We start from the raw sequence: 25156 nt of genomic DNA on the forward strand, positions 1-25156 counted from the left end.
GGTCCCGCTGCCCGCCCCCGGCACGAACAAGCGTCCGGATCGAGCCTTCCTGCCCCGTACGTCCCGATCCGGCCTTTTGTGGCCCCGCGGGAAGACGGGAGAGGCCTCCGGTGTTGTATGAGAGCCGGCCGAAGCCGGGCCGGTCCGCAGGTTGACTGACGAAGGGACCCCAGCATGCCTCTCGACGGCGAGTACGAGCCGAGCACCGCCCAGTGGGTGCGCGAACAGGTCGAACTCATCGACCGGTCCGGCGGCACCGAGGGCATGACGATGCACGGCATGTCCGTGATCCTGCTGACGACGCGGGGCGCCAAGAGCGGCAAGCTGCGCAAGTCCCCCCTGATGCGGGTCGAGCACGAGGGCCGGTACGCGGTGGTCGCCTCGCTGGGCGGCGCTCCCAACAATCCGCTCTGGTACTACAACGTCGTCGCCGACCCCAGGGTGGAGCTCCAGGACGGCACCGTACACACGGACATGACGGCCCGTGAGGTGACGGGCGAGGAGAAGGCCGAGTGGTGGGAGCGGGCCGTCGCGGCGTTCCCCAACTACGCGGAGTACCAGGAGAAGACGGACCGCGAGATCCCCGTCTTCGTGCTGGATCCTGTACCGGGCGGCCACTGACCGGCCCTCGTGCGGGCCCCGCGGCATGAGCGCCACGGGGCCCGCACGGCTGCTCAGCCCGCGGTCGCCAGCGAGAGCGCGAAGCGTCCGGCCGCATCCGTCCACCAGCGCGACGGCACGAACCCGGCGGCGCTGAGCTCGGCCCGTACGCCTTCCTCACGGAACTTCGCGGACACCTCGGTGCGCAGATCCTCGCCCGCCGCGAAGGAGACCACCAGGTCCAGCTCGGGGATCTTCACGGTCACGTCGCGGCGGGCCCGCAGCCGCATCTCGATCCACTCCTCCTCGCGGTTCCACAGCGCGACATGGTCGAAGTCGTCCGGATCGAAGTCCGCGCCGAGTTCGCGGTCGATGACGCTGAGCACGTTCTTGTTGAACGCCGCCGTCACGCCCGTCGGATCGTCGTACGCGCGGACCAGCACGGACTCCTCCTTCACCAGGTCCGTCCCGATGAGGAGCGAGTCGCCGGGCGTCATCAACTTCCGTACGGAGGTGAGGAATTCGGCGCGTTCGGCGGGCAGCAGATTGCCGATCGTGCCGCCGAGGAACGCCACCAGGCGGGGGCCGGGAGCCTCGGGCAGTTCGAGGACCCGGGTGAAGTCGGCGATGAGCGCGTGGACCCGCAGCCCCGGGTGATCGGCGAGCAGCCCCTCGGCCGCCCCGGCGAGCGCGCTCTCGCTCACGTCGACCGGTATGTACGTCAGGGGCGCGGGCAGCGCCTCCAGGAGCAGCCGGGTCTTCTCGGAAGATCCCGAGCCGAGTTCGACCAGGGTGTGCGCTCCGGTCGCGGCGGCAGTCTCGGCGGCGCGGTGGTCGAGGATCTCGCGCTCGGCCCGCGTCGGGTAGTAGTCGGGCAGCCGGGTGATCTCCTCGAAGAGCTCGCTGCCGCGCGCGTCGTAGAACCACTTGGGCGGAAGGGACTTGGGTGTCGCCGTGAGCCCGTGCAGCACATCGGCGCGCAGTGCGGCCCCGGTGGCGTCCTCGGGCAGGGTGCGGGTCAACTGGAACGGGCGCACTACTGGGGCTCCTTGAGGGGGGTGAGCAGGACATCGGTGCGAGTGGCGGCGAGCAGGGTGCGGTCGGGCACCTCGCGCCAGCACGGGTCGTCGTCGTACGGCTCGGAGGCGACGACGGTGGAGCGGCCGGGGGAGTGCAGGTACCAGAGGGTGTCGCCCCAGGCGGTGGCGGTGATCGTCTCGCCGTCGGTGAGCAGCAGGTTCAGCCGTGAGCCCGGGGCCGCGGCGGCCAGCTCGGTGACGGTGTCGGCCATCGCCTGGCCGGCCTCGTCGCCGCTGGTCAGCCGGTTGAGTACGAGCGCCCAGACGAACGCCGCGTCGCAGCGGGCCTCCAGGCTGAGCAGGGCCTGTGCGGGCAGGGCGGCGGCGAGCGGTGCCGCGCTGCGCGGCCAGCCCTTGACGGCGCCGTTGTGGCTGAACAGCCATCGTCCGTCGGCGAACGGCGCGGCCGCCGCCTCGCCGTCGGCGCCCGCCTCGGTGGCGTCCCTGACCGCCGCGAGAACGGCTCCGGTGCGCACGACCCGGGCCAGGTCCGCGAAGTTCGGGTCGGCCCAGATCGGCACGGCCCGCCGGTAGCGGGCGGCCGCCGGATCGCCGTCCGCGTACCAGCCGACGCCGAAACCGTCGGCGTTGACCGTGCCGTGTCGCTGGCGGCGCGGCGCCCACGCCTGCCGGTAGAGCCCGTGCGGTGGCCGCACGAGGAGCTCACCGAGGCTCAACACGGGTCCTGTGTATGCGATATGACGGCACATCAGTCGGCATCCCGTGCCGTGCGGAAGCCCGCGAAGATCTGGCGCCGCACCGGCAGGTCCCAGTTGCGGAAGGTGCCCCGGCAGGCCACCTCGTCCACGGAGAACGCGCCGCCGCGCAGCACCTTGTGCCCGGGCCCGAAGAAGACCTCCGAGTACTCGCGGTAGGGGAAGGCCACGAAGCCCGGATGGGGCAGGAAGTCGCTCGACGTCCACTCCCACACATCGCCGATCAACTGGCGTATGCCCAGCGGTGATTGGCCTTCCGGGTACGCCCCGGCAGGCGCGGGACGCAGGTGGCGCTGGCCGAGGTTGGCGTGGGCCGGGGTGGGGTCGGCATCCCCCCAGGGGTAGCGGCGCGAGCGGCCCGAGACCGGGTCGTGGCGGGCCGCCTTCTCCCACTCCTCCTCGGTCGGCAGCCGCCGCCCCGCCCAGCGGGCATAGGCGTCGGCCTCGTACCAACTGACGTGCAGCACCGGCTCGTCGACCGGGACCGGCTCGGTCACCCCGAACCGCCGGCGCAGCCACTCGCCGCCCTCGCACCGCCAGAACAGCGGCGCGCTCAGCTCGTGCTCGCGGACCATCGCCCAGCCCGCCGGATCCCACCATCGCTGCTCGCGGTAGCCGCCGTCCTCGATGAAGCGAAGGTAGGCCCCGCACGTCACCGGGGTGGTGTCCAGGTGGAAGGCGGGCACGATGCGATGGTGCGCGGGGCGCTCGTTGTCCAGCGCCCACGGCTCGGTGGAGGTGCCCATCGTGAACGGGCCTGCGGGGACCAGGACTTCGACGGGCAGGCCCTCGGTGGTGCCGGGCGGCGGCTCGGGAGCGGTGAGCGCGGCCGGGCCCTTGCGGAGCTGATGGGTGATCAGCATCGTCTCGTCGTGCTGCTGTTCATGCTGGGCGATCATCCCGAAGGCGAACGCGGCATCGGTCAGCGGTCCGCCGCGCAACGGGGTGCGCTCCAGGACGTCGATCGCCCGGCCCCGCACATCGGCGGCGTACCGGCGCGCCTCGGCGGGGGCGAGCAGGGGAAGGGCGGGACGGGCGGCGCGCGGGTGCTCGAAGGCGTCGTACAGCGAGTCGATCTCGGGCCGGATGGCGTCCTGCCCGGCGACGGCGCGCAGCAGCCACTGTTCCTCCTGGTTGCCGATGTGCGCGAGGTCCCAGACGAGGGGTGACATCAACGGCGAGTGCTGCGCGGTCAGTTCACAGTCGTCGACACTGGAGGTGAGCACGCCGGTGCGGGCGCGCGCAGCGGTGAGCGCTGTCAGGGCGCGGGCCCTGAGCAGCTCCGGGTCGGTCATATGCGGATGTCCTTCGGTGGGACGGGCGAGGGGGTGTCGTCGGCCGGACATCGGCCCCGTACGACATAGCGGTCGCTGAAGGCGGCCACCCGGTCCTGGAGCTCCGGGGAGGCGCCGAGGCGGGGGAGCGCGCCGAGTGCCGCGGTGAAGCACGCGGTGGCGGCCTCGCGCAGCTCGGGGTCGGCGAGACCGTCGTGGGCGGCTGCCCGCCAGAGCGGGTTGCGGGGAGCCGGCAGTGAACCGGCACGCTCGGCGAGGGGTTTGACGGTCCGATAGGCGATCTCCGCCGCTTCCGGGTCGTCGAACAGCGCGCTGGTCACGGCGAGCGGCACGGTCCACCCGTCGTCGCCGGGCTGCGCGTCGATCATGCGCAGCTCCAGATGGCCGCGCGGCCGCACCGGCGGGAACAGGGTGGTCAGGTGGTAGTCGAGATCGGTGCGGGTCGGCGGCCGCGGCATGCCGGTGCGCAGCCACTGCCGGAAGGTGAGCCCCGGCGGCGCGGACCACGGCCCCTCCTCGGCCCGTACGCACATGACCGGGGCGTCCAGAACATGCGCGGCCCAGGATTGGCGGGGCGGCTCTTCGAGCGGCGGGGCGAGCGCGCACACCGGATCGATGTCGCTCCAGTTGGCCTGCCGGGTGGACCGCCACCCTGTCAACCGGTCTTCCCTGACAGGCGAGTTGGCGAACGCGGCAACCAGCACGGCGCCGAGCAGATGAGCCATCAGCCAGCGCCGCCCGAAGCCGAGCGGTCCGGGCTCCTCGTACCCGGCGTCGATGCAGACCTGGACGGAGGCCGAGGAGCACATCATGGCCCGCCCGGCCGGACCCGTACGGTCGAGATGGGCCTCCATCGCGTCGTACCGGGCCTGGCGCAGCATGCGGCGCGGGGGATGCCAGGGGTCCTGGCCGAGGCCGACGAGCGCGAGGCCGCGCTCTTTGAGGGCGGCGCGGACCGCCGTCAGATCGGCGGAGACGGTGGAGATGCACTCCATGAGGGATGCGGCGGGCAGCGAGCTGAGCTCAAGCTGGCCGCCGGGTTCGACGGTGAGCGGCGACCGCAGCGGCAGGGTGCGTAAGGCGGCGTAGGCGGCTTCCAGACGCTCGTGCCGGACGGGAAGCCGGGGGTGGTGCAGATCGTGGACGAGCCATTCCAGCTCCACGCCGACCGTGCGTGGCGGACCCGTCTTGAAGCAGATACATCGCAGCAGGTCGTCGGCCTCTGTCTCGGTCAACTCACTGGTGTTCATGGACGCTTGCCCTCCTTCCGGGGCTTGGACACACATGCCGTCCTACCTAAGTCCCCGCAGCCGCATCGCACAAGGGCGCCTGCGGGGGCGGATATTCGATTGCGACAAACTTCCGCGGACGTTCACGATGCGTGCCATGAGTGCACGACTGCGCGGGATCGCGCGCCACACGGTGGAGATCGCGGACACCGCACGGTACGAGAGCGAGAACGGCCGTACGGTGTCGATCGCCCAGCCGCTGGCCGCCGCCCTCGCGGGCACGACCCTGCACGGCCCGGAACCGCTCGCCGTCACGCCCGACCGGGACCGCGTGACGCGCATCGAGGTGACGGGGGAGAGCAGTCTGGACGCGGCGCGGCGGATGGTGAGCACGGGGGAGGCCGGGGCGGTGGCGGTCCTGACGTTCGCCTCCGCGCGTAACCCCGGCGGCGGATTCCTCAAGGGCGCCCAGGCCCAGGAGGAGGCGCTCTGCCGCTCGTCCGCGCTGTACGCGACGCTGTTGCGCGCCCCGGACTTCTACGCCCACCACCGTGGTGACCGCGACGTGTTCTACACCGACCGGGTCATCCACTCGCCCGGCGTCCCGGTGTTCCGTGACGACCGCGGCCGCCTCCTGGACGTTCCCTACCTCGCCGGATTCCTGACCTCGGCGGCCCCGAACGCCGGGGTGATCAGGACCCGTACACCCGAAGAGGCGCACCGCATCGGGCCCGCGCTCGACGCGCGCGCCGAGCGCGTCCTGGAGACGGCGGCCCTGCACGGCTACCGGCGCCTGGTGCTCGGGGCCTGGGGGTGCGGGGTGTTCCGCAACGACCCGGGGCGGGTGGCCGCGGCGTTCCGCGACCACCTCACCGGGGACGGCCGGTTCGCGGCCCACTTCGACGAGGTCGTCCTCGCGGTCCTGGACCGGACGAAGGATCAGGCCACCCTGGGGGCCTTCGAGGCGGCGTTCAAGCGATAGCCGCGCGCCGGGGCCAACCCGAAACGGCCTCAGCGCCAGCCGTACCGTTCGCGCAGGCGGTTCGCGACCAGGGTGAAGCGGGGGAGGTCCAGGGCGCATGCCTCGCGGCGCATGCCCCGCTCGTGCAGCCGCAGCACCCGGTCCAGGTCCACCCAGGACTCGCGGCCCTCCCGGTCCCAGGGACCGACGCCGATCGGCACCCATTCGCGGTCGTGGTCGTGCCGCTTGCTGGACAACTGCACCGCGAGCAGCGTGCCGGCCGCCTCGCGGGCCACCACGAGCACTGGGCGGTCCTTGCCGCGGCCGTCGTTCTCCTCAAATGGCACCCACGTCCACACGATCTCGCCGGGATCGGGGTCGCCGTCCCGGTCCGGGGCGTAGCCCATGCGGACCACTCCCACGTCGTGGGGATCGGCCTCGGTGGTGGCCGTCGGGCCGCTCTGGCCGGGGAGCGGGGGGTGGTCGGTGTGGTCGTCGAGATACGCAGTCATCCGGACACCGTAGAGCCTGTACGGCCCAACCCACAGGGCGGGTACGCCGAGCGGGCCGCAGGCTCGGGCACATGATCCTTCGCTCCGGCGCACGCCTGCGCCTGGCCGTCCTGTGCGCGGCCGCCACACTGCTCACCGCCCTCGTCCAGCCCCAGGCAGCCGCCGACGAGCCGCCCCCGCGCACCGTCTCCGGCTGGCTCCCGTACTGGGACCAGGAAGGTGCGTACGCGGACGCGCTGCGGCACGCCGCCCAGCTGCACACCGTCAGCCCGTTCTGGTACCAGGCGAAGGCGGCGGACACGGTCGACGGCCACCCGGGCGCGGGGGAGAGGCGCATCATCGACGGGCTGCACCAGGCCGGCATCAAGGTCGTGCCGACGGTCATGGAGACGATGAAGTCCGGGGAGCTCGCGGCGATCCTCACGGACCCTCAGCTCCGCACCACCCACGTCGAGACACTCCTCGCCCTTGTGCGCAGCCGGTCCTACGACGGCATCGACATCGACTACGAGTCAATCGCCCCGACGGGTGACGCGGACTACCCGGCCGTGCGCGCCGCCTACGCGGCCTTCGCCGGGGAACTCTGCGGACGGCTCCACGCGTTGGCGAAGCAGTGCGTCCTCACCGTGTCACCGCAGACCGCGAACACCGGCCGGATCTGGGACTACCAGGCGCTCGGCAAGGCCGCCGACAAGGTCCGCATCATGGGGTACGACCTGCACTGGCAGGGCGGCAGCGCCGGGCCGCTGGCCAGTCCGCAGTGGTACGACGACATCCTGCGCCGGGCCACCGTGCTGATCCCCGCCGACAAGCTGGAAATGGGCCTGCCGGCCTACGGCTGGGACTGGGTGCCCGGCGGCAAGACCCGCCACGTCACCTGGCACGAGGCCGAGGCATTGCGGGTGGCGCAGGGCGCCCCCTACCACCTCGACCCGGACTCCCGGACCCCGCACTTCACGTACGAGGAGGACGACAGCGTCCGCGAGGTCTGGTACCAGGACGCCGCAGGTGTCACTGCCGATCTGCCGGTGCTGCGCCGCTACGGCATCCGCAACACGACGATCTGGGCTCTGAACTTCGAGGACCCGAAGGTATGGCCGGTCCTGGGGAAGGTGTGAGCATGCCCGGAATGCGACGGGGAGCAGAGGGGGGTGGCCGGGTACCTGCCCTTTCGGTCAGCCGCGTGCTGCCCTCAGGTACCTGGCGTATGGGTCAACTCGGGCGTATCCAGGATGAGTTGGAGTTGGATTCCTGCGCGGGAAGAGGCACCCCTTGCACGACCGAGACAACGCCAAAGACAACGCCACCGAGAAGGACGGGCGCACACCGGACCGCAAGCCCGAGGCCCAGGGCGGTGCGCACCTCGCCCTGCAGGGCACGGCGGGGAACGCGGCCGTGGTGCAGATGCTCCGCCAGGCCGGACACCCCTGGGCGCAGGAGCAGCACCAGCATGGCGCGGGGTGCGGCCATCAGCAGAACCCGGAGCCGGAGGTGCAGCGGTCGGCGGTCCATGACGTGCTGCGCAGCGGCGGCAAGCCGCTCGACGACGCGACGCGGGGCGACATGGAGTCCCGGCTCGGCGCCGACTTCTCGGATGTACGCATCCACAACGACAGCGCCGCCAAGGCTTCGGCGGCGGAGGTCGGCGCCCGCGCGTACACGTCGGGCAGCCATGTCGTCATCGGCGACGGAGGAGCCGACAAGCACACGCTCGCCCACGAGCTGACCCATGTCATTCAGCAGCGGCAAGGTCCGGTAGCGGGCACCGACAACGGATCGGGGCTCAAGGTCTCCGACCCCTCCGACCGCTTCGAGAGGGAAGCCGAGGCCAACGCGACGCGGGCGATGTCCGGCGCGCCGGTGCAGCGGGCCGAGTCGGAACGCACCGTGGAAGCGGCTGGGGACGGCGCCGTAGAGCGCGCCGACGTCGCAGTTCAGCGCGCCCAGGGGGACACCGCCGTCTCGATCGCCGAGGGGGAGGTCGACGAGGTCGGCCCCGGCGGCACCATCACGTACCCCGGCGTGACCAGTTGCCTGGTCATCACCGCGTACCTGCGCGACGGCGGCAAGGTGGGCGGCCACGCGAGCCTGTTCCGCATGGAAGGGAAGCTGTACTCGGACCAGATCCTGCCCGCGATCAAGGCGCTCATCGGCAAGCGCCGGGTGGAGTCCATCGATGTCAGGGGGGCCGTCTCGTCCTGGAACCCGGAGTACCTGACGAAGGCCATCGAGCGGTCCGAGGCACCGGCCCCGCAGATGGACGACCCGAGCGGCATCGGTGACGTCGTGGCCACTGTGCTGAACCGGCAGCGCAACAAGGTCAGCGTCCGCGAGGTCCCGGACGGCACGCTGACGAGGTGACCCCGCGTCAGCGGTGCCCGCCGGCCGCTTGTCCCGGGAGGCGGCCGGTCATCGTCAGGTTGCCGTCCGCGGTGCGCCGCGCGAGGACGCCGGTGCGGAGGTAGCCGTCGGCGGTGAAGGCGCGTGCGTTGCGTTCGGGCGCCCGGTAGTAGCCCCGCAGGGTGTACGGACCCCGGGCGAGGAGCTCGCCGGGCTCCCCGTCGGGCACGTCCTTGCCGTCGGCGCCGACGACGCGGATCTCGTCGTCGGGGGAGAGCGGGCGGCCCTGCGTCGTGAACATGGTCTCGTTCGGATCGCCGGGCCGGGTGAGGGTGAGCAGCCCCTCGCCCATGGCGAAGACCCGCTGGAGGCGACAGCCCAGTTCGGGGCCGATCCGTTCGGCGATCGCCAGGGGCACTCCTCCGTCTGCCTGCGCAAACCGCAGGCTGCTCAAGTCGGCGTCGCTGCTTGGGAGGTGATCGATCCAGGACCTGGCGGCGTCGGAGTCGAGCGACGTGACGGTGACCCGCTCTCGCGCGATGAGCGGAAGGCATTCGGTGGGTTGCGACGTCTCGGCCAGGACCACGGTGCCGCCGACGGAGAGGGCGCCGAGGATGCCGGGGCAGCCGAAGGCGACGTTCGACTCGGCGGCCAGCGCGGCGAGATACACGTCGTTCTCGGTGAGCGACACCAGCTCGGCGGCGGCCCGTGCCTGGTAGGCGTAGTCGTTGTGGGTGCGCGGAATGACCTTGAGCGTCTCGGCGGTACGGCCGGAGAGCAGGAAGAGCGCGACCTCGCCGGAGCTCTGCACGAGCGCCGGGCCGGGCGGCGAGTCGAGGGAGTTCAGCGGGAAGTAGTGGCAGCTCGACACGTCGGTCGAGAAGCCGCCGTACGGGGACGAGGTGCCGGGCGGCTCATAGGTGAACACCCGCCGCAGGAAAGGACCTTGGCTTGCGATGTCCGCGGCCATCGCTGTGTGGTCGAAGCCCTGGTACGTCGAGGGGGCGACGTATCCGACGGCCTCGGTGACCCGCACGAGGTGCGACACCTCGGGCGCGCGGAACGAGAGGGGGCAGAACACGGGGACCGCGCCGACCCGCATCAGCGCGAAGACGCTGCTGACGAACTCGGGCACGTTCGGCAGCTGGACGACGACCCGCTGTCCGGGCCGCATGCCGCGCAGCCGCAGCCCGGCGGCCATGCGGTCCACGCGCCGGTTCAGCTGCGCGTAGGTGATGCGGGTGGCGCCGTGCACGAGCGCGGTCCGGGGGCCGTACGCCAGAGCCCAGTCGCGCAGCATGCTGTCGAGGGTGTGGCCGCGCCAGTGCCCGGCCATCCAGTAACGGTCGACGAACTCCTCGGGCCAGGGCGTGCAACCGCTGAGCATGGATGTCACTCGCTTCCTTCTGTACGGGCCGAGGGTGTGGGCGCCGCTCAATGCCGGGGAGCGACCCGCCGTCTCGACGTCGCCAATCCAACTCTCAGCCGCCCCCGCACTCAATGCGCCATCCCGACCAGGCACGCGGATGTCGCTCAGCAGAAGATCCAATGGGCGTCGCTGACCAGCGGATACCTTGTCCCACCACCCCCGAGCGGTGCCGGACTCCGCCCTGCGAGCCGCTGTGTACCCGGCTGCGAACTGCAATGCCCCGGCGCTGGCCCGAACCTTGGCAGGCGCCTCGCTGAGCAGGGGTTCGAGCACGCTGTAACCCACCCTGCTATCTCCTCATGGAGAAGGCCGTTGCCGTGGGGAGCGGCCGGCCGGGATGGTGAGGCATGGCGATTCGCCGACCGAAGCGACACGGGCGCGAAGCCGGCGGCCGGGATGCCCCGGCGCGCCCAGGGAGCCGGGACGGGGCGGACGCCGGCGTGGATGCGCGGCGGCTGCGGCTCGTGCGCGGTGAGGTGTACGCGGACTGGGAATCCGTCTACCGCGACAACGTGAGCCTGGTGTTCCGGGTGATGTTCTCCAGGGTCGGCAACCGCATGGACGCCGAGGATCTGACCACGGAGGTGTTCCTCGCCGCGCTGGGTCCCCTGCGCACGACGGCGACCGTGCCCGAGGTGCGCGCCTACTTACTGGCCACCGCCCGCACGGTTCTTGCCGCGTATTGGCGGCGCGTGCTGGGGCACGAGGTGACGACGCTGGCGGCCGACTACCTGGACGAGCTCGCGGAACGCGAGCCTTCCGACCAGGTGTCGGACGCCCCGCGGCGGGCCCGCGCGATACTGGACGCTCTTCCGGAACGGTACCGGCGCATCCTCGAACTCCGTTTCCTGGAAGCGCGATCGGTCAAGGAGGCGGCAGCCGAACTCGGAGTGTCCGTGAGCCATGCGAAGGTGCTCCAGCACCGTGCCTTGCGCCAGGCGGCCCGTGGTGCGGCACCGGCCGAGGAGCAGGAGGGCGAGGACGATGGGCTCTGACGCATTGTGGCGCTACGTCGAGGCGTTGCTGCGGTCGCGTCGGCCACGGCCCTCCCGGACCCGGCCCCAGGACGCCGAGGTGCTGCGCACCGCCATCACCCTGCGGGCGGCCCGGCCGGGGAGCGACGTACCGCGCGAGGAGTTCGTCGGCGCGCTGCATGCCCGGCTTGCCCGAGAGATGGGTGAGGGGGAAGCGGGGGCTGGTGCCCTCGCGGAGCGGCGGACGGGGCGTACGCGCAGACGTGTCGTGCAGGGGGCGGCTCTCGTCGCGGCGTCGGCCGTCGGTGTCGTCGGGGGGCGATCGCTCGACGGCGGTGCCACGGGCCCGACCGGGCAAGGGGGGGCGGCGCCGGCGACTTTGCGGCCGAATCAAGGGGAGTGGCGGACGGTCGCGGCCGGCGCCGATCTTCCCAGCGGTGCGGTGCGCGGCTTCGAGACCGGGGCTGTGTCCGGCTTCGTATCGCGGGAGGGTGCGCGGCTGCGGGCCGTCTCCGGGGTGTGCACCCATCAAGGCTGTGCGCTGGTTCTGGACCGGGCGGCCCGGCAGCTCGACTGCCCGTGTCACCACTCCGCCTTCGCCGTCACCGGCGAAGTCCTGCACCACCAGCTCCCCATCCCTCTGGCGGCGTTGCCGCGGATCGCGGTGCGTGAGACGGACGGCCAGGTGCAGGTGTACGTGCCGCCGCCATCGGGTGTAACCCCACCCCCTATTCAAGGGTGAGGCCCGCACAACGGGGGGCCTGCCGGGTTCGCCGCAGGGGCGGGCCGATTACGGGGGAATCAGATGCGTACACCGAATCTCGCACGCCCGACAGGCCGGCGTGGACAGGCGATCGCGACGGCGGCGGCCATGCTTGCCCTGCTCGCCGCATGCGGCTCGCCACAGGGAGGTGGGAGCGCGTCCGCGCCGGCCGGGCACTCTGCGATGCCCGGCGCCGGCGCACCTGCGGCGAGTGGTACCCGGCAGGCCGGACCCGGTGGTGAGAGCCCTTCCACCGCCGGGTCCGTAACCATCAAGAACGACGCCTTCACGCCCAAAATCCTCACGGTGAAGGCGGGCACCACCGTCACCTGGACCAACGACGACGAGGAACCGCACACCGTCACCTCGGACGCGAACGGCCCTCTTCACTCACCCGGCCTGGACACAGGAGCGGTCTACCACTTCACCTTCACCACACCGGGGACGTACACCTATCTGTGCACGATCCACCCCTTCATGCACGGCACCGTGACGGTGACACCGTGACCGGGCCGGGCGAGGAGCGGCAGCGTATGACGCGCCGTCAACTCCTGCGGCACGGCGCATGGTTCGGGTCCGCTGTCGTCCTGACTGTCGGCGGAGGTGAGATCGTCAGTCATCTCGTCGGGTCCGGCCACCAGCAGACGGCGACGGGACCGGGGACGCTGAGCATCGTCCAGCTCAGCGACAGCCACCTCGGCTTCCGCGGCGCCGCCAACACCGACGTCACCGGGTCGTTCTCGCGCGCCATCGAACGCGTCAACTCCCTTGATTCGCGCCCCGACTTCGTCGTGCACACCGGCGACCTGACTCATCTGGCGACACCTGCCCAGTTCGACCAGGTGAAGCAGATGATGACCGGCCTGCGGACCGGACAGGTGCACACCGTGCCCGGCGAACACGATGCCATCGACGACGCCGGCCAGAAGTACCGGAGCGCCTTCGGGGCCGGAAGCCGGGGCGACGGGTGGTACAGCTTCGATGCCAAGGGCGTCCATGTCATCGCCCTCGTCAACTCGCTGAACCTGAAGAAGCTGGGCCATCTCGGCGCGGACCAGCTCGATTTCGTACGCAAGGACGTCGCGGGGCTGTCCAGCGACACACCCATCGTGGTGTTCAGCCACATCCCGCTGTTCGCCCTGTACCCCGCCTGGGGCTGGGGCACGGACGACGCGGTCCTGGCCCTCTCCTACCTGCGCCGCTTCGCCTCGGTGACATGCCTGAACGGCCATGTGCACCAGCTCTTCACCAAGACCGAGGGCAATGTGACCTTCCACAGCGCCACCACCACGGCCTACCCCCTGCCCCACCCCGGCGACGGACCCGCCCCCGCACCCGTCACCCTCCCGGCAGGCCGGCTGCGGCAAGCGCTAGGCATCCGGGACGTGACCTACAAGCGGGGCTCGGGCTCACCGGTCGTCAGGGACCGCGATCTGGCATGAGACCGAGGACGGGCGGGCGGGCGCTCCCGATCAGCGGGCGGGTGCGACGAACTCGGGCTGGTCGAGCAGGCGCAGCCAGCTTCCGTCGGGCTGGCGCCGGACGACCTGCGCCCGGGCTCCGCTCCCGTCCTTCGGCGGGGTCGAGGTGAGGGCGATGTCGCCGCTGACCAGCGTCGGCAATGGCTGTTCCAGCTCGAAGTGGGGACGGTTGGCCAGCACCTTTTCCCACAGCGCACGGATCGCCTCGCGGCCCACCGTCTCCTCGCCGGGCGGGTAGGCCAGCACCGCGTTCTCTTCGTAGAGCGCGGCGACCCCGGCCGCATCGCCGGCGTTGGACCGCTCGACGAACAAGCGCGTGATGTCTTCGGGGCGCATGGCCTTCTCGTATTCCGGCATGGTTCCGTCCCTTTCGGCGTCGGGGTCCTTCTGTGTCGGGCTTCTGTGACTCCCAGCCTGGTCGCCGGTTCATCAGAAGTCCAACAGATGGTTCTTCTGGAAAGTAGAATCCACAGTCATGGAACTCAGGCAGCTGGAGTACTTCGTCGCGGTCGCCGAAGAGCAGAACTTCACGCGGGCGGCCGAGCGCGTGCACATCAGCCAGTCCGGTGTCAGCGCCCAGATCCGACAGCTGGAACGCGAACTCGGTGCCGAACTGTTCGACCGGTCGGCGCGCACCGTCACCCTCACCGTCGCGGGAAAGGCCGCCCTCGAACACGCCCGCGCGGCGCTCGCCGCAGCCGGGGCGGTCGGCCAGGCGGTGGGAGAGGTCACCGACCTCATCCGGGGACGGCTCACGGTGGGGATGGTCATCGGCTGCACGATCACGCCGTTGTTCGAGGCTCTGTCGGCGTTTCACCAGGCGCATCCCCGCGTAGAGATCTCACTCCTGGAGGACAACTCCGACCGGCTCGTCGACGGGGTGCGCGCCGGCACCATCGACCTCGCTCTCATCGGGACCGCGACCGCCACCCCCGACGGCCTGGACGCGCTGACCATCATCAGCGAGCGGCTCGTCGTGGCGGTTCCGGCCGGGCACCCCCTGGCGAAGCGGCGGCGGGTGACCCTGCGCGACCTGGTCGCCCACCCGATCGTGTGCATGCCACCCGGCACCGGCCTCCGCACGGTATTCGACCGTGCCTGCGCCGCGCAGAACCTCCAGCCCGTGATCGCGCTGCAAGCCAGCGCGGCGGACGCCATCGCCGACCTCGCGGCCCGCGGGCTCGCCGTCGCCGTCCTCAGCGATTCGATGGCCGCGCGCCACCGCGACCGGCTCACCGCGCACACCATCGAAGACATCGAAACACCGGCGTTGCTCGCCCTGGTCTGGAAGAGCACGCACAGCCCCGCGGTACGCGAACTGCTCGTGCACAGCCGACGAGCGTTCACCGAAGCCGACCCCGCGTAGCGGGTGACATACGCGGGCGGCACACCGGGCCGCCGGACGTGAACAGGGGGGCCGGCGCTTGCGTCGAGGGCGAGATGGCGGTCCAATGCTGAACGTGACTGCCGTTGATGGGTGTGGCTCCGTAGACGCAGGTGCCGGGGAATACGCGAACCCGCTTGAGGAGCTTTCGCTGGAGCAGCTCCGCAAACGCAGCAGCATGAAGTGGCGCGCGCATCCGGCAGATGTCCTGCCCCTGTGGGTGGCCGAGATGGATGTCCCGCTCGCGCCGCCGGTCGCCGAAGCCCTGCGCGCGGCCATCGACGCCGGTGACACCGGATACCCCGCCGGAACCGAGTTCGCCGAGTCGCTGGCGGGCTTCGCCGCACGTCGCTGGAAGTGGGAAGGGGTGGCGGTCGACCGCGTCGCGGTGATCCCGGACGTGATGATGGGCGCGGTCCAGGTACTGCGGCTGATCACCGACCCCGGCGACCCGGTCATCGTCAACTCCCCGGTGTACGCGCCCTTCTACGCCTTCGTCACCCATGACGACCGCCGGATCGTGGAGGCACCGCTCGGGCGGGATCTCCGCATCGACCTGGACACGCTGGAGGAGACGTTCCGGCGGACCCGGGAGCGGAGCGGCAACGGCAGGATCGCCTTTCTCCTCTGCAATCCGCACAACCCCACCGGAACGGTTCACACCGCTCAGGAGCTCACCGCCGTGGCGGAGTTGGCCCGCCGGTACGGAATCCGCGTCGTCGCCGACGAGATCCATGCCCCCCTCGTCCTGCCGGGCGCCGAGTTCACGCCCTACCTCAGCCTGCCCGGGGCCGAGGACGCCTTCTCGCTCATGTCGGCCACCAAGGGCTGGAACCTCGCCGGAATCAAGGCGGCACTCGCCACCGCCGGGCCCGAGGCCGCCGCCGATCTGCGCCGCATGCCCGAGGAAGTCCACCACGGCGCCAGCCTCCTGGGCGTCATCGCCCATACCGCGGCCTACCGCCACGGCGACAGGTGGCTCGATGCCCTGCTGGCCGGGCTCGATGAGAACCGCTCCCTGCTGGGCCGGCTCATCGAACAGCACCTGCCCGGAATCGGCTACGCCAGGCCGGAGGGGACCTACCTGGCCTGGCTCGACTGCCGCTCCCTCGGCCTCGCCCCCGAAGGAAGCTCCGCAGACCTCGCGGTCGTCACCGACCTGGCCGGCCCCGCCCAGCTGTTCCTGGAGAGCGCCCGGGTGGCGCTCTCCGCCGGCCACATCTTCGGAACGGGAGGAGCCGGGCACGTCCGGCTGAACTTCGCCACCTCCCCGTCCGTCCTCACCGAGGCGATCACCCGCATGGGAGGCGCCGTGGCCAACCACCGGGGATCGCACGCCGGTTGAGCAGCACCTAGTTCACGGTCAGCTCCGCGATGCCGGGGTGCTGCTTGGCCTTGGCGTCTCCCTGCACCGTCACGCGTACGTACCGCGCGAGTCGCGCATCACCCGCCGTCGCGGCCTGCCAGTGGCGCCCGTCGAGGGAGAGGTCGACGCTGTAGCTGGTGGGCTTCGTGCCGTCCCAGGTGGGGGTGACCTTCGTGACGCGGACGGGCTTGGCGAGGTCCGCCGTGAGCCGACCGCTCGTACCGTCGGGGACCCAGGCCGTGGCGCCGTTGCCGTCGAGCGCGGCGTCCGCGTACATGCCGGGCTGTTCGGACGAGGCAGTCGCGGTGGTGCAGCGGGCCGCGTTGGTGGTGGGTGTGAGGTCCGGGCGCCGCGTCTTGAGGACGGCCGGGGCGCCCTCGCTGACGACCTGCTCGCCCTGCGGGGTGTCCAGCGTCATCGGGGCGCCGTCGGTGAGGCGCACGGTGGTGCGGTGGGCGCCGATCTCCATGTCGTAGGTGCGTCCCTGCCAGGTCAGTCCGCGCAGGGTGACACCGCGGTCGAGCTGCGGGGGCAGCATCGGGTCGACGTGGAGGCTGTTCTCGCGCATCCGCATGCCGGTCAGGCCGTTGGTGAAGACCTGCAGGAAGCCGCCCTTGCCGGTCAGGAAGTCCTGCGCGGGCGAGCCCGCCAGCGGATCCTGGGCGCCCGCCTTGTCGCCACGGGCCTCCGAGAACTGGGCGAAGGGGCCGCGTACGAACGGCTTGATGGAGCGTTCCAGATAGGTGTACGTGGAGCAGCCCGGCTCGCCGAGTCCGGCGGCGTCGACGGCGTTCACCGAGTCCGTCATGGCCGGGCCGTCCGGGTCGGTGCGCTGTGCGTAGTAGTCGAGGGTGGCGGCGTCGGAGCCCTGGGGCATCGGCCACTCCAGCGGGTACATCAGCAGCACTGTGTCGGCCTGTTTGATGGTGCCGCCCTTGTAGCCGTCGTACTGCTCGAAGACCTTGCTCTGTTCGTCGTACGGGATCCGGATGTGGTCGGCGATCGTCTTCCACGCGGCGGGGGCCGGCCGGCCGAGCAGTTCGGCGGCGCGGACGGCGTGGCGCAGGGCGGTGACGGCGCCGGCGTTGGTGAACACCGCGTCGTCGACGCCGTTGCTGTACTCGTCGGGCCCGGCCGTGTCCTTGATCGAGTAGCTTCCGTCCGGGTTGCGGCTGACACGTCCCGCCCAGAACTCGGCGATGCCCTGCAGCACCGGCCAGCCGCGCTCGCGCAGCCACTGCGTGTCCTTGGTGGCCAGGTAGTACTGCCAGGTGGCCAGCGAGATGTCGGACTGGAGGTGGATCTGGGTGCGGCAGTGCGGCGGGTCGACGCTGTGGCACTCCTGGGCCAGGTTGCCCGAACTCCCGCTGTTCCACGGGTAGAAGAGCCCTTGGTAGCCGAGCTCGCGCGCATTCTCGCGGGCCCCCGCGAGGGTCCGGTAGCGGTAGTCGACCACGGTCCTGGCGAGTTCGGGCCGGGTGGCGAGCAGGCCCGGGTACATCCACGTCTCGGCGTCCCAGAAGACGAGGCCCGCATAGTTGTCGCTGGTCAGGCCCGTCGGAGCAATGCTGTTGGCCGCGCCCGGGCGGGTGTTGGAGTACAGCCCGTACTGCGCGGACCGCACCCACGACTGCATCCCGGGCTGTCCGGGTATCTCGATGTCGCTGCGCCACAGTCGGGACCAGGCGGCGGTGTGGGCACTCAGCAGGGCGTCCCAGCCGTCGTCGGCGGCACGCTGCGAGGCGGCGGTGGCATCGCGGCGCGGCTCGCGCGAGGTCAGCGACGTGTCGACGCCGACGTACTTGGTGAAGTCGTACGACTTTCCGGTCCGGACCCGGAGGCTGAGTGCCTGATGTGTCGTCATGTTCTTTGGCCGCTCGGCCAGTTGCGACTTGGTGCCGCGTGTTCCGCGTCCGGCGCGCAGTGTGGAGGCGACGGCTCCGTCCACGTTCGTGCCGTCCGTGCGGAAGGCCACATCCATGCTCGGTGCGGTCCCCTCGCCGTGCTGCCCGCCGGTCCGGTCACCGCCGCCGGTCTGGCTCATGCGCCGAGCGCCGCGCCCGTCCAGCAGGTCGGTCACGGTGGCTTCGCCGCTCCAGTGCGGCGTCATGCTCAGACGTACGGCGCCCACGTGCGGGTTGACGCGGTCGGCGAGCACCTCGTACACGAGGTCGGTCCGGCGGCCGTCGGCGGCGGTCCAGGTCAGCGACGTACGCACCACGCCGCAGTGCAGGAGGAGCGACTGACGGTAGTGGGAGATCCGGCCGGACGGCGTCGAAGAGTTGAAGGTATCGCCCTGCGCTCCGCCGGTGCCGACGGCGAGCGAGGTCCAGGTGGGCAGCGCCGCGACGGCTTGCCGGTCCCCGGCGGTCTCCTTGTTGTGCGCGTAGAGCCCGGACACGAAGGAGCCGTCGTAGCTCGGGGTGAACAGCGGCCAGCCGGTCTTGGCCGCGCTGTCGGCATATCCGGCACCGTTCGGCGGCACGCGCTGCCCCAGGTAGCCGTTGCCGACGAAGGCATGGTGGGTGTCCGCCGGGTCGATACGGGTGGTGCCCAGCGTCCAGCCGTCGCCTTCGGGGCAGGTGGGGGGCGTGGCGGCGGTGTTCCGCACTGGCTGCGAAGCCGCCGGCGGCACGGAGGCGAGAAGCGCTCCGGCCAGCAGCACCGCGGTCAGCCGGGCGGCACGCGGCCGCACACCGAGGGAGTACGACGTCATGGTTCTCCGTCACTCTGGTTCGCCTGCGAGGGTCCAGGGACCATAAATTTCATGAACGATTGACGTCAATAGGTGTGCGGTTTTCGTTAAGTTCCGAACGGGTGGGTCGACGGTCGGCGCCCGAGACGAGGTGTTTCAGCCACAGGAGTCGCTGCTGCCCGTCCGTATCGGTATGTCCTTTCCACGGTCTTCACCGGTGCTCGGGGCGGCGGATCGCCTGGACGGCCACCGGCGGGCCAGCCAGGCGCAGGTCACCAGCTGGAGGGTGTGGTAGAGCATCAGCGGCAGCACCACGATCCCGACCCGCTCCGCCGGGAACAGCACGGTGGCCATCGGCAGCCCACTGGCCAGGCTCTTGTTCGAGCCGCAGAACACGGCGGTGAGCCGGTCGGCGTACGGCAGACCGATCAACCGGGCCGTGCTGTAGGCGAGTTGAAGGGCCAGGGCGAGCAGGAGTGCGCAGAGCGCGGCCAGCAGGAGCAGCCGCCCGGGCGACACCCGCTGCCAGATGCCGGTGGTCATGCCGCGGCTGAACGCGGAGTACACGACGAGCAGGATGGAGCCCCGGTCGCACACCGTGATCAACGCCCGGTGTCTGCCCAGCCATTCGGTGACCCAGCGCCGCGCCACCTGCCCGGCCAGGAAGGGCACCAGGAGCTGAAGGGCGATGTCCCCGAGCTGCGAGGCCCGTATCGGCATTCCCCCGCCGCCGGTCTGCCCGATGAGGGCGACCACGAGCAGGGGAGTCAGCACCACTCCGAGGACGGTGGAGAACGACGCCGAGCAGATGGCCGCCGCCACATTGCCCCGGGCCATCGACGTGAAGGCGATCGAGGACTGCACGGTGGACGGAAGGACGGTCAAGAAGAGGACCCCGATGGCCAGTTCGGGGCCGAGTACTGAACGCGGCAGCAGCCCGGCCGCGAGTCCGGCCAGCGGGAAGGCCAGAAACGTCAGGGCCAGGATGGGAACGTGCAGCCGCCAGTGGCGCAGACCGTCGTACGCCGCCTGGGGCGAGAGGCGGGCACCGTAGAGGAAGAACAGCAGGCCGACGGCGACCCGGACGGCGAGCGAGACTCCGTCGGCCGCATCGCCCTCGACCGGGGCGAGCGTCGCCACGCCGATGACGGTGAACAGCGCGACGATGTACCAGTCCACGCGGCGCCGGATGCGCCGGGCGACCGAGCGCAGGATGCGGAGCATGCGTCTCCTTCCGCGGAGCGGGGATTCACGCGGCGAGGGGCCGCGCCGCCGCTGAGGCGACGCGGCCCCACCTGGCTCACTCTCAGGCGCCGGCCGGGACGGGGTCGTGGTGGCGGCTGATGTTCCGTTCAAGCAGCGTCAGGCACTCGGCGACGCCGACGCTGGCCGGGGTGTGCTCGGGCAGCCGCCCGTCGGCCGCCCTGAGCTCGCTCAGCGCGCCGTCGATGGCGGTCTGGGCGGCGAACAGGCAGGGCGTGCTGTAGATCGCGACGTCGACGCCCAGTTCCTGAAGCTCCGTCAGCGAGAGCCGGGGCGACTTGCCGCCCGCGATCTGGTTGAACAGCAGCGGCTTGTCGCCGATGACGCGGCGCACCTTGTGGATCCAGTCGATGCTGCGCACCCCGTCGACGAGGATCACGTCGGCGTCGGTGGCGGCCAGGGCCTTGGCCCGGCGCAGGATCTCCTCCTCCTCGGTGGCGTCCGTGCGGGCGACGACGACCAGGTCCCGGCGTGCTTTGAGGACCATGTCGAGCTTCTCCAGGTACTCGTCCAGCGGCAGCACCTGCTTGCCGTCCACGTGGCCGCAGCGCCGCGGGCGCTGCTGGTCCTCCAGGATGACCCCGGAGGCCCCGCCGTTCTCCAGTTGCTGGACCACGTGGCACGCCGTCTCCGGGTCGACGTAGCCGTCGTCGATGTCGACAAGCAGGTGCTGCTGGGGGAAGGCGAGCCGCAGCCGCTGAACGAACGCGACGATGTCGGGCCAGGCGATGAAGCCGATGTCGGGCAGGCCGTAGTGGGAGGCCGCGAAGCCGAATCCCGAGACGAACATTCCGTCGTAGTGCCGCGCCGCCACGGACGCGGAGAACATGTCGAAAATGCCGATCAGGGGGGTGGTGCCGTCGTTGTGTATCGCGCTGCGTAGCCGGTTGGGGTGATTCACGGGTACCCTCCGATGAGGTCGCGGTCATGTGTCTCGCGGCCGGCCCGTTGCCTGCCAAGTCGACGGCCGGTGCGAGGCGTTGCATACCAAGGCGTCCTTGGGGCCATGCCGTTTCGGTGTGGCCCCATTTCCGTGTGCACGTATGTGCCGTGCGTGGGTGTCGTTCCCTTGCGTGCGGTCAACGGCATGAGCAATGACGCGAATTGCTGCTGTCGTTCCCGGCACGAGCAGCGTAGGGAAAGAGTTGGTCATGTAACAACCATGACTCCGTAATGTGGGCTGCTCGTGGCTGCTTTTGCGCCGGTCGTCGCGAACCGTGGCCGCTACGAGACGGCAAGCCGAAAACGGTCACTGCCCCAGGTCCGGCGGCATGCCGTGCGCGACGGCCCCATTGATTGATTACCTGTCAGATATGACGGGGTCGACGCCGGATAGTCCGAATCGGTTCACCTGGCTCGGCAGGGCTGATGCAAGCCCCCTCAGGCGGTCTTCCGGGCGTCGACGGGGATGTGCAGCCGGTCGGCCAGAGCGGTGAGGGCCGCGCCCAGGGGGAGTGCGACCCGGGTGACGGCGTGCTGGTCGCCGCGTGTCGGGTCCTGATTGACGATGAGTACGGGCTTGCCGGCCCGGGCCGCCTCGCGGACGAACCTGAGGCCGGACATCACGGTGAGCGAGGAGCCAAGGACCAGCAGGGAGGTCGCCCCGTCGACCAGTTCGCGGCAGCGCGCGACCCGCTGGGGCGGCACGGCCTCGCCGAAGAACACCACGTCCGGTTTGAGGATGCCGCCGCATTCCGCGCAGGCCGCGACGCGGAAGTCCCCGACCTGTTCGTCGGTGAGATCGGCGTCACCGTCGGGGTTGATTCCGGCGGCCACCGGTGCGAAGCCCACATTTGTCTCTTCGAGCCGCCGGGCGAGTTCGCGGCGCGCGCTGAAAACGCCGCAGGAGAGGCAGACGACCCGGTCGAGGCTTCCGTGCAGTTCCACCACGCCCTCGCTGCCCGCGGCCTGATGCAGGCCGTCGACGTTCTGGGTGATCACGCCCGAGAGCAGGCCGTGGCGCTCGAAGGCCGTCACGGCCAGGTGCCCGGCGTTGGGCCGGGCACGGCCGAACGTACGCCAGCCGAGGTGACTGCGCGCCCAGTAGCGGCGCCGCGCCCTGGCACTCGCGGTGAATTCCTGGTACGTCATCGGGGTGTGCCGGCTCAGGCTCCCGTCTTTGCCCCGGTAGTCGGGGATGCCCGACTCCGTGGAGATGCCGGCCCCGCTGAGCACCAGCACACCGCCGGCCCGCAGCGCATCGGCGACCGGCCCGGGATCCGTGGTGCCGGGCCTCAGGCCGTCGGTGGGCGTCCAGCTCAGAGTGGGGCGCATGCGCATGCCGTCAAGCCTACGAAAACGGCCGGGACACCGGTACGGGACGGCCGGTCGAACGAGACGGGGGCTCAGTGCGCCGGGAGGGGCTCGCCCGTCTCCAGGAGGGTCTTCAGGCTGGACAGGATCGGCGGCCAGCCCTGGCTGCACATGTCGTGCAGGATGCCCTCAGGGTCGAAGTCGTGCGTGACGGTCAGCTTGACCTGGTCGCCCTGGGGCTCCAGATCGAAGGTGACATTCGACCGGCGCTCCACCGCGATCTGCGCCTGTACGTCCTCCGCGATGCCGACCGCCCTGGCCCACTCATCCGTGAACGAGTGCCAGGTGTAGGAGAGTTGGCGGTACGGGTCCGAGACGAGCACGATCTGTTCCGGGTCCGCCATCGTCGCACCGCCCTGCTTCCAGACCAGCGGCGAGCCCTTCTTCCAGTCGCTGTCGAAGCCCACGCCCCAGTACCGCTCGGTGAAGGCCGAGTCCGTCAGGGCCTGCCACAGCCGTTCGGGGGTGGTGCGGATGTAGGTCGTGTACACGAACGTCTTGCTGTCCATGAGGGGCTGCTCCCATGCTCTCTTCAGGTCCGCGAGGGCGTCGACCCTGCCCTGGTCGAACCGGCTGATCCACCGCCCCTCAGTTCCCCGGCACCGTCGCCGTCGCCGTGTTCCACCCCGACACCCGCAGCATCGGCGCCGAGCCGTGCAGGTCCGCCGTGCGGTACGTCGCCGTCAACGTCGTCGACTCCCCGGGCCACAGGCTCACCTGGTTGTCCGACCACCGCACAGGGAGAGCCGGGGTGCCCGACGCGTTCACCAGGTGTACGTCGGTCAGCAGTGCCGGGGTGAGCCCCGAGCCCGTGTTCCGTACCGTCACCGTCGTCGTGGACGTGCCGTCCGCGCCCACCGTCGTCGCCCCGCTCGCGGACACCGCCGCCCGCGGCATCGCGGCCAGGCCCTTCAGGTCGGCGTACGCCGTGGTCGGGGTGTGGAACCAGTCGGTGTGGGCGTAGTCCAGGGTGTCCGGCCTGGCGGAGAGCCAGTACACGTTCCGGCTCACCTCCTTGCCCGTGCCGTCGCTCAGCACCAGCTTCGCGAGGTACGTCGTCGACATGCCGCTCACCGACGCCGGGACGGTCAGCGCGGTGGTGCTCGCGCCGTTGTCGCCGGCCTTCACACCCGTCACCGTACGGTCGTACTTCCGGGTGCCGTCCAGATCGAAGAGCGAGGCGCGGGCGGTGAGCCGGACGCCGCATCGGGTCGGCTGTTCACCACCGACACCGCGTGGTTGTCGTACCCGTACTGGATGTGCAGCGGCTCGTTCGCCTTCTTCGCGCCGAAGTAGGCGCCGCCCTGATCCAGGTAACGGTCCACCAACTGCCAGTGCAGGGACGTCCATCCACTGTTGAACATCCAGTACACGACCCCGGTCGCCGGCTTCGTCGCGTCCTTCGCGTTGCGGCTGGTCGGAACATCCGCGCATCGCTGCATCGCTACAAGTAAAGAATCCTTACTAACTCGTATCAGCAAGCTAGAGGGGGTGAGAGGGGCATGTCAATCGCAGGCCTGAGGGGTGACACGGAGTCCTCAGTGTGCCGAGCGCCGCTCGAAGGCCACGTCCCGCGCCGTTCCGAGCGCCGTCGCCACCGCGCCGAGCAGCACCGCGTCCTCCCCGAGCGCACTCGGTGCCACCTTCGGCCGCAGCGGGGTGAGCGCGCGGAGCGTCTCCCGTACGGGGCGCAGCAGCAGATCCGCGCTGTGGCCGACGCCGCCGCCGAGCACCACGAGATCGGGGTCGAGGACGGCCGCGACCACTGCCACGGTGTGCGCGATCCGCTCGCCCTCCAGCTGAACCGCCTTGGCGGCAGGGGCAGTTCCGGCCCGTGCAGCGTCGAAGACGTCCTTCGCGGTGAGCGGGCCCGCCATGCCGAGCGAGCGCGCGGCCGCGACGACCGCGTCGCCGGAGACCGCGTCCTCCAGGGTGTCCGGTTTCTGGAGGCCGGGCCACGGCAGGAAGCCGATCTCGCCCGCGCCGCCGTGCGCTCCGGTGAAGAGCTGGCCCTCGCTGACCACGCCCATGCCGAGACCGGTGCCGATCATGACATACACGAAGAGTCTGCTGCCCGCGCCGACGCCGAACGTGTACTCGCCGAGCGCCGCCAGATTCGCGTCGTTGTGGACCGCGAGTGGTATGCCGAGCCGCTCCCGCATCTGGTCGAAGAGGCCCGGCCTGCCCCAGCCCGGCAGATGCTGGGCATAACGCACGCGTCGCTTCTCGGCGTCGTACACGCCGGGGGTGCCGACCACCGCCTGGGCGACCTTGTCCGCGTCCACGCCGGAACCCTCGACGAGCTGGTGCGCGCTGGTGACGACCAGGTCGGCCATCGTGGCCGAGGTGCGGGCGTGGTTGCGGACCTCGGAGCGGGCCACCACCTTGCCGTCGAGGTCAGCCAGGGCGATCCGCAGCCAGGCCCGGCCGATGTCGATGCCCAGCGCGTAACCCGCCGTCGGGTCGGGCGCGTAGAGCACGGCGGCGCGGCCCCGCTCGGGGACGACCGTGCCCGCCTCGCGGACCAGGCCCGCCACCTCCAGCGAGGCGAGCGCGCTGGACACGGTGGGCTTGGACAGGCCGGTGTCCCGCGCGAGCTGGGCCCGGGAGGCGGGGCCCCCGGAGCGCAGCCGGTCGAGCAGCAGCCGCTCGTTGGAACTGCGCTGCCGCTGCGGGTTCCAGGGCAGGTCGCCCTCGTCGCTGCTGGTCATCGCATCATTCTCACGCATCGGTCAGAGCTGTTCACTGACGACCCC

The 25156-nt window shown here is 71.0% G+C and carries 22 protein-coding genes and 2 pseudogenes; 10 read left to right on the plus strand and 14 right to left on the minus strand.

The genetic code is table 11. From position 1 onward, the window contains the following. Window positions 1-174: 174 nt before the first annotated feature. Window positions 175-621 carry a nitroreductase family deazaflavin-dependent oxidoreductase gene (locus tag ABD346_RS30350; protein WP_344379240.1) on the plus strand — a complete coding sequence of 149 codons (447 nt, stop codon included), beginning with the start codon at window positions 175-177 and terminating at the stop codon, window positions 619-621. A gap of 53 nt (window positions 622-674) precedes the next feature. Here the strand turns inward: ABD346_RS30350 and egtD are convergent, their stop codons facing one another. Genes egtD through egtA form a run of 4 tightly spaced genes read right to left on the minus strand, consistent with a single transcriptional unit; the run spans window position 675 to window position 4940 of the window. Further along, window positions 675-1637 carry an L-histidine N(alpha)-methyltransferase gene (gene egtD / locus ABD346_RS30355; protein WP_344379241.1) on the minus strand — a complete coding sequence of 321 codons (963 nt, stop codon included), beginning with the start codon at window positions 1635-1637 and terminating at the stop codon, window positions 675-677. Next, the gene (egtC, locus tag ABD346_RS30360; protein ID WP_344379242.1) at window positions 1637-2389 is read right to left on the minus strand and encodes an ergothioneine biosynthesis protein EgtC; all 753 of its coding nucleotides are present in this window, start codon (window positions 2387-2389) and stop codon (window positions 1637-1639) included. Before egtC ends, egtD begins: the two co-directional genes overlap by 1 nt. Next, entirely contained in the window at window positions 2389-3690 is a 1302-nt protein-coding gene (gene egtB, locus ABD346_RS30365; RefSeq protein WP_344379243.1) for an ergothioneine biosynthesis protein EgtB, read from the minus strand. The genes egtC and egtB overlap by 1 nt, the downstream gene beginning before the upstream one ends. Further along, window positions 3687-4940, minus strand: a complete 1254-nt coding sequence (egtA, locus tag ABD346_RS30370; RefSeq protein ID WP_344379244.1) for an ergothioneine biosynthesis glutamate--cysteine ligase EgtA — start codon at window positions 4938-4940, stop codon at window positions 3687-3689. Before egtA ends, egtB begins: the two co-directional genes overlap by 4 nt. A 136-nt stretch (window positions 4941-5076) precedes the next feature. Here egtA and ABD346_RS30375 point away from each other — a divergent pair, with 136 nt between their 5' ends. After that, entirely contained in the window at window positions 5077-5901 is an 825-nt protein-coding gene (locus tag ABD346_RS30375; protein WP_344379245.1) for a TIGR02452 family protein, read from the plus strand. A 29-nt stretch (window positions 5902-5930) separates the two neighbouring features. Here ABD346_RS30375 and ABD346_RS30380 read toward each other — a convergent pair whose 3' ends face one another. Further along, window positions 5931-6392: a type II toxin-antitoxin system PemK/MazF family toxin gene (locus ABD346_RS30380; protein WP_344379246.1), complete on the minus strand. Its 462-nt coding sequence runs from the start codon at window positions 6390-6392 to the stop codon at window positions 5931-5933. 71 nt (window positions 6393-6463) lie between these two features. Here ABD346_RS30380 and ABD346_RS30385 point away from each other — a divergent pair, with 71 nt between their 5' ends. Both ABD346_RS30385 and ABD346_RS30390 read left to right on the plus strand, forming a co-directional pair. Beyond that, window positions 6464-7510: a glycosyl hydrolase family 18 protein gene (locus ABD346_RS30385; RefSeq protein WP_344379247.1), complete on the plus strand. Its 1047-nt coding sequence runs from the start codon at window positions 6464-6466 to the stop codon at window positions 7508-7510. Window positions 7511-7664: 154 nt separating this feature from the next. Continuing rightward, window positions 7665-8312, plus strand: a pseudogene (locus ABD346_RS30390) (eCIS core domain-containing protein); the annotation flags it as partial. A gap of 448 nt (window positions 8313-8760) precedes the next feature. On the opposite strand, the gene ABD346_RS30395 reads toward ABD346_RS30390, so the two are convergent. Then, a complete protein-coding gene (locus tag ABD346_RS30395) occupies window positions 8761-10119 on the minus strand; it encodes a (2,3-dihydroxybenzoyl)adenylate synthase (protein WP_344379318.1) in 1359 nt (452 codons plus the stop codon). A gap of 482 nt (window positions 10120-10601) precedes the next feature. Between ABD346_RS30395 and ABD346_RS30400 the strand changes: the two genes are divergently transcribed. The 4 genes from ABD346_RS30400 (at window position 10602) to ABD346_RS30415 (ending at window position 13340) form a co-directional block, all read left to right on the plus strand. Continuing rightward, window positions 10602-11156 carry an RNA polymerase sigma factor gene (locus ABD346_RS30400; RefSeq protein ID WP_344379248.1) on the plus strand — a complete coding sequence of 185 codons (555 nt, stop codon included), beginning with the start codon at window positions 10602-10604 and terminating at the stop codon, window positions 11154-11156. Next, window positions 11146-11877 (plus strand): QcrA and Rieske domain-containing protein, encoded by a 732-nt coding sequence (locus tag ABD346_RS30405; protein WP_344379250.1) that lies wholly within the window; start codon window positions 11146-11148, stop codon window positions 11875-11877. The genes ABD346_RS30400 and ABD346_RS30405 overlap by 11 nt, the downstream gene beginning before the upstream one ends. Before the next feature lie 204 nt (window positions 11878-12081). Then, the gene (locus ABD346_RS30410) at window positions 12082-12405 is read left to right on the plus strand and encodes a cupredoxin domain-containing protein (protein WP_344379251.1); all 324 of its coding nucleotides are present in this window, start codon (window positions 12082-12084) and stop codon (window positions 12403-12405) included. Between the two features lie 26 nt (window positions 12406-12431). Beyond that, complete coding sequence (locus ABD346_RS30415) at window positions 12432-13340, plus strand: metallophosphoesterase family protein (protein WP_344379252.1); 909 nt, start codon at window positions 12432-12434, stop codon at window positions 13338-13340. A gap of 30 nt (window positions 13341-13370) precedes the next feature. Here the strand turns inward: ABD346_RS30415 and ABD346_RS30420 are convergent, their stop codons facing one another. Continuing rightward, a complete protein-coding gene (locus tag ABD346_RS30420; RefSeq protein WP_344379253.1) occupies window positions 13371-13736 on the minus strand; it encodes a YybH family protein in 366 nt (121 codons plus the stop codon). Between the two features lie 118 nt (window positions 13737-13854). Here ABD346_RS30420 and ABD346_RS30425 point away from each other — a divergent pair, with 118 nt between their 5' ends. After that, window positions 13855-14745, plus strand: coding sequence for a LysR family transcriptional regulator (locus ABD346_RS30425; protein ID WP_344379254.1), 891 nt, complete (start codon window positions 13855-13857; stop codon window positions 14743-14745). Window positions 14746-14830: 85 nt separating this feature from the next. After that, window positions 14831-16108: a MalY/PatB family protein gene (locus tag ABD346_RS30430; RefSeq protein WP_344379255.1), complete on the plus strand. Its 1278-nt coding sequence runs from the start codon at window positions 14831-14833 to the stop codon at window positions 16106-16108. 7 nt (window positions 16109-16115) lie between these two features. Here ABD346_RS30430 and ABD346_RS30435 read toward each other — a convergent pair whose 3' ends face one another. From ABD346_RS30435 to ABD346_RS30465, 7 genes and pseudogenes are all read right to left on the minus strand, one after another. Next, window positions 16116-18845, minus strand: coding sequence for a discoidin domain-containing protein (locus ABD346_RS30435; protein ID WP_344379256.1), 2730 nt, complete (start codon window positions 18843-18845; stop codon window positions 16116-16118). Between the two features lie 135 nt (window positions 18846-18980). After that, a complete protein-coding gene (locus tag ABD346_RS30440; RefSeq protein ID WP_344379257.1) occupies window positions 18981-20048 on the minus strand; it encodes a bile acid:sodium symporter family protein in 1068 nt (355 codons plus the stop codon). Between the two features lie 82 nt (window positions 20049-20130). Further along, complete coding sequence (locus ABD346_RS30445; protein ID WP_344379258.1) at window positions 20131-20988, minus strand: isocitrate lyase/PEP mutase family protein; 858 nt, start codon at window positions 20986-20988, stop codon at window positions 20131-20133. A 479-nt stretch (window positions 20989-21467) separates the two neighbouring features. Continuing rightward, entirely contained in the window at window positions 21468-22367 is a 900-nt protein-coding gene (locus tag ABD346_RS30450) for an NAD-dependent protein deacetylase (RefSeq protein ID WP_344379259.1), read from the minus strand. A gap of 65 nt (window positions 22368-22432) precedes the next feature. Beyond that, window positions 22433-22909, minus strand: coding sequence for an SRPBCC family protein (locus ABD346_RS30455; RefSeq protein ID WP_344379260.1), 477 nt, complete (start codon window positions 22907-22909; stop codon window positions 22433-22435). A gap of 79 nt (window positions 22910-22988) precedes the next feature. Then, window positions 22989-23812: pseudogene (locus tag ABD346_RS30460) on the minus strand (exo-beta-D-glucosaminidase); the annotation flags it as partial. A gap of 126 nt (window positions 23813-23938) precedes the next feature. Beyond that, window positions 23939-25111 carry an ROK family transcriptional regulator gene (locus tag ABD346_RS30465; RefSeq protein ID WP_344379261.1) on the minus strand — a complete coding sequence of 391 codons (1173 nt, stop codon included), beginning with the start codon at window positions 25109-25111 and terminating at the stop codon, window positions 23939-23941. Between the last annotated feature and the right edge of the window lie 45 nt (window positions 25112-25156).

Origin of the sequence: Streptomyces mauvecolor, assembly GCF_039532965.1 — a bacterium.
Classification (GTDB): Bacteria; Actinomycetota; Actinomycetes; order Streptomycetales; family Streptomycetaceae; genus Streptomyces; species Streptomyces violascens.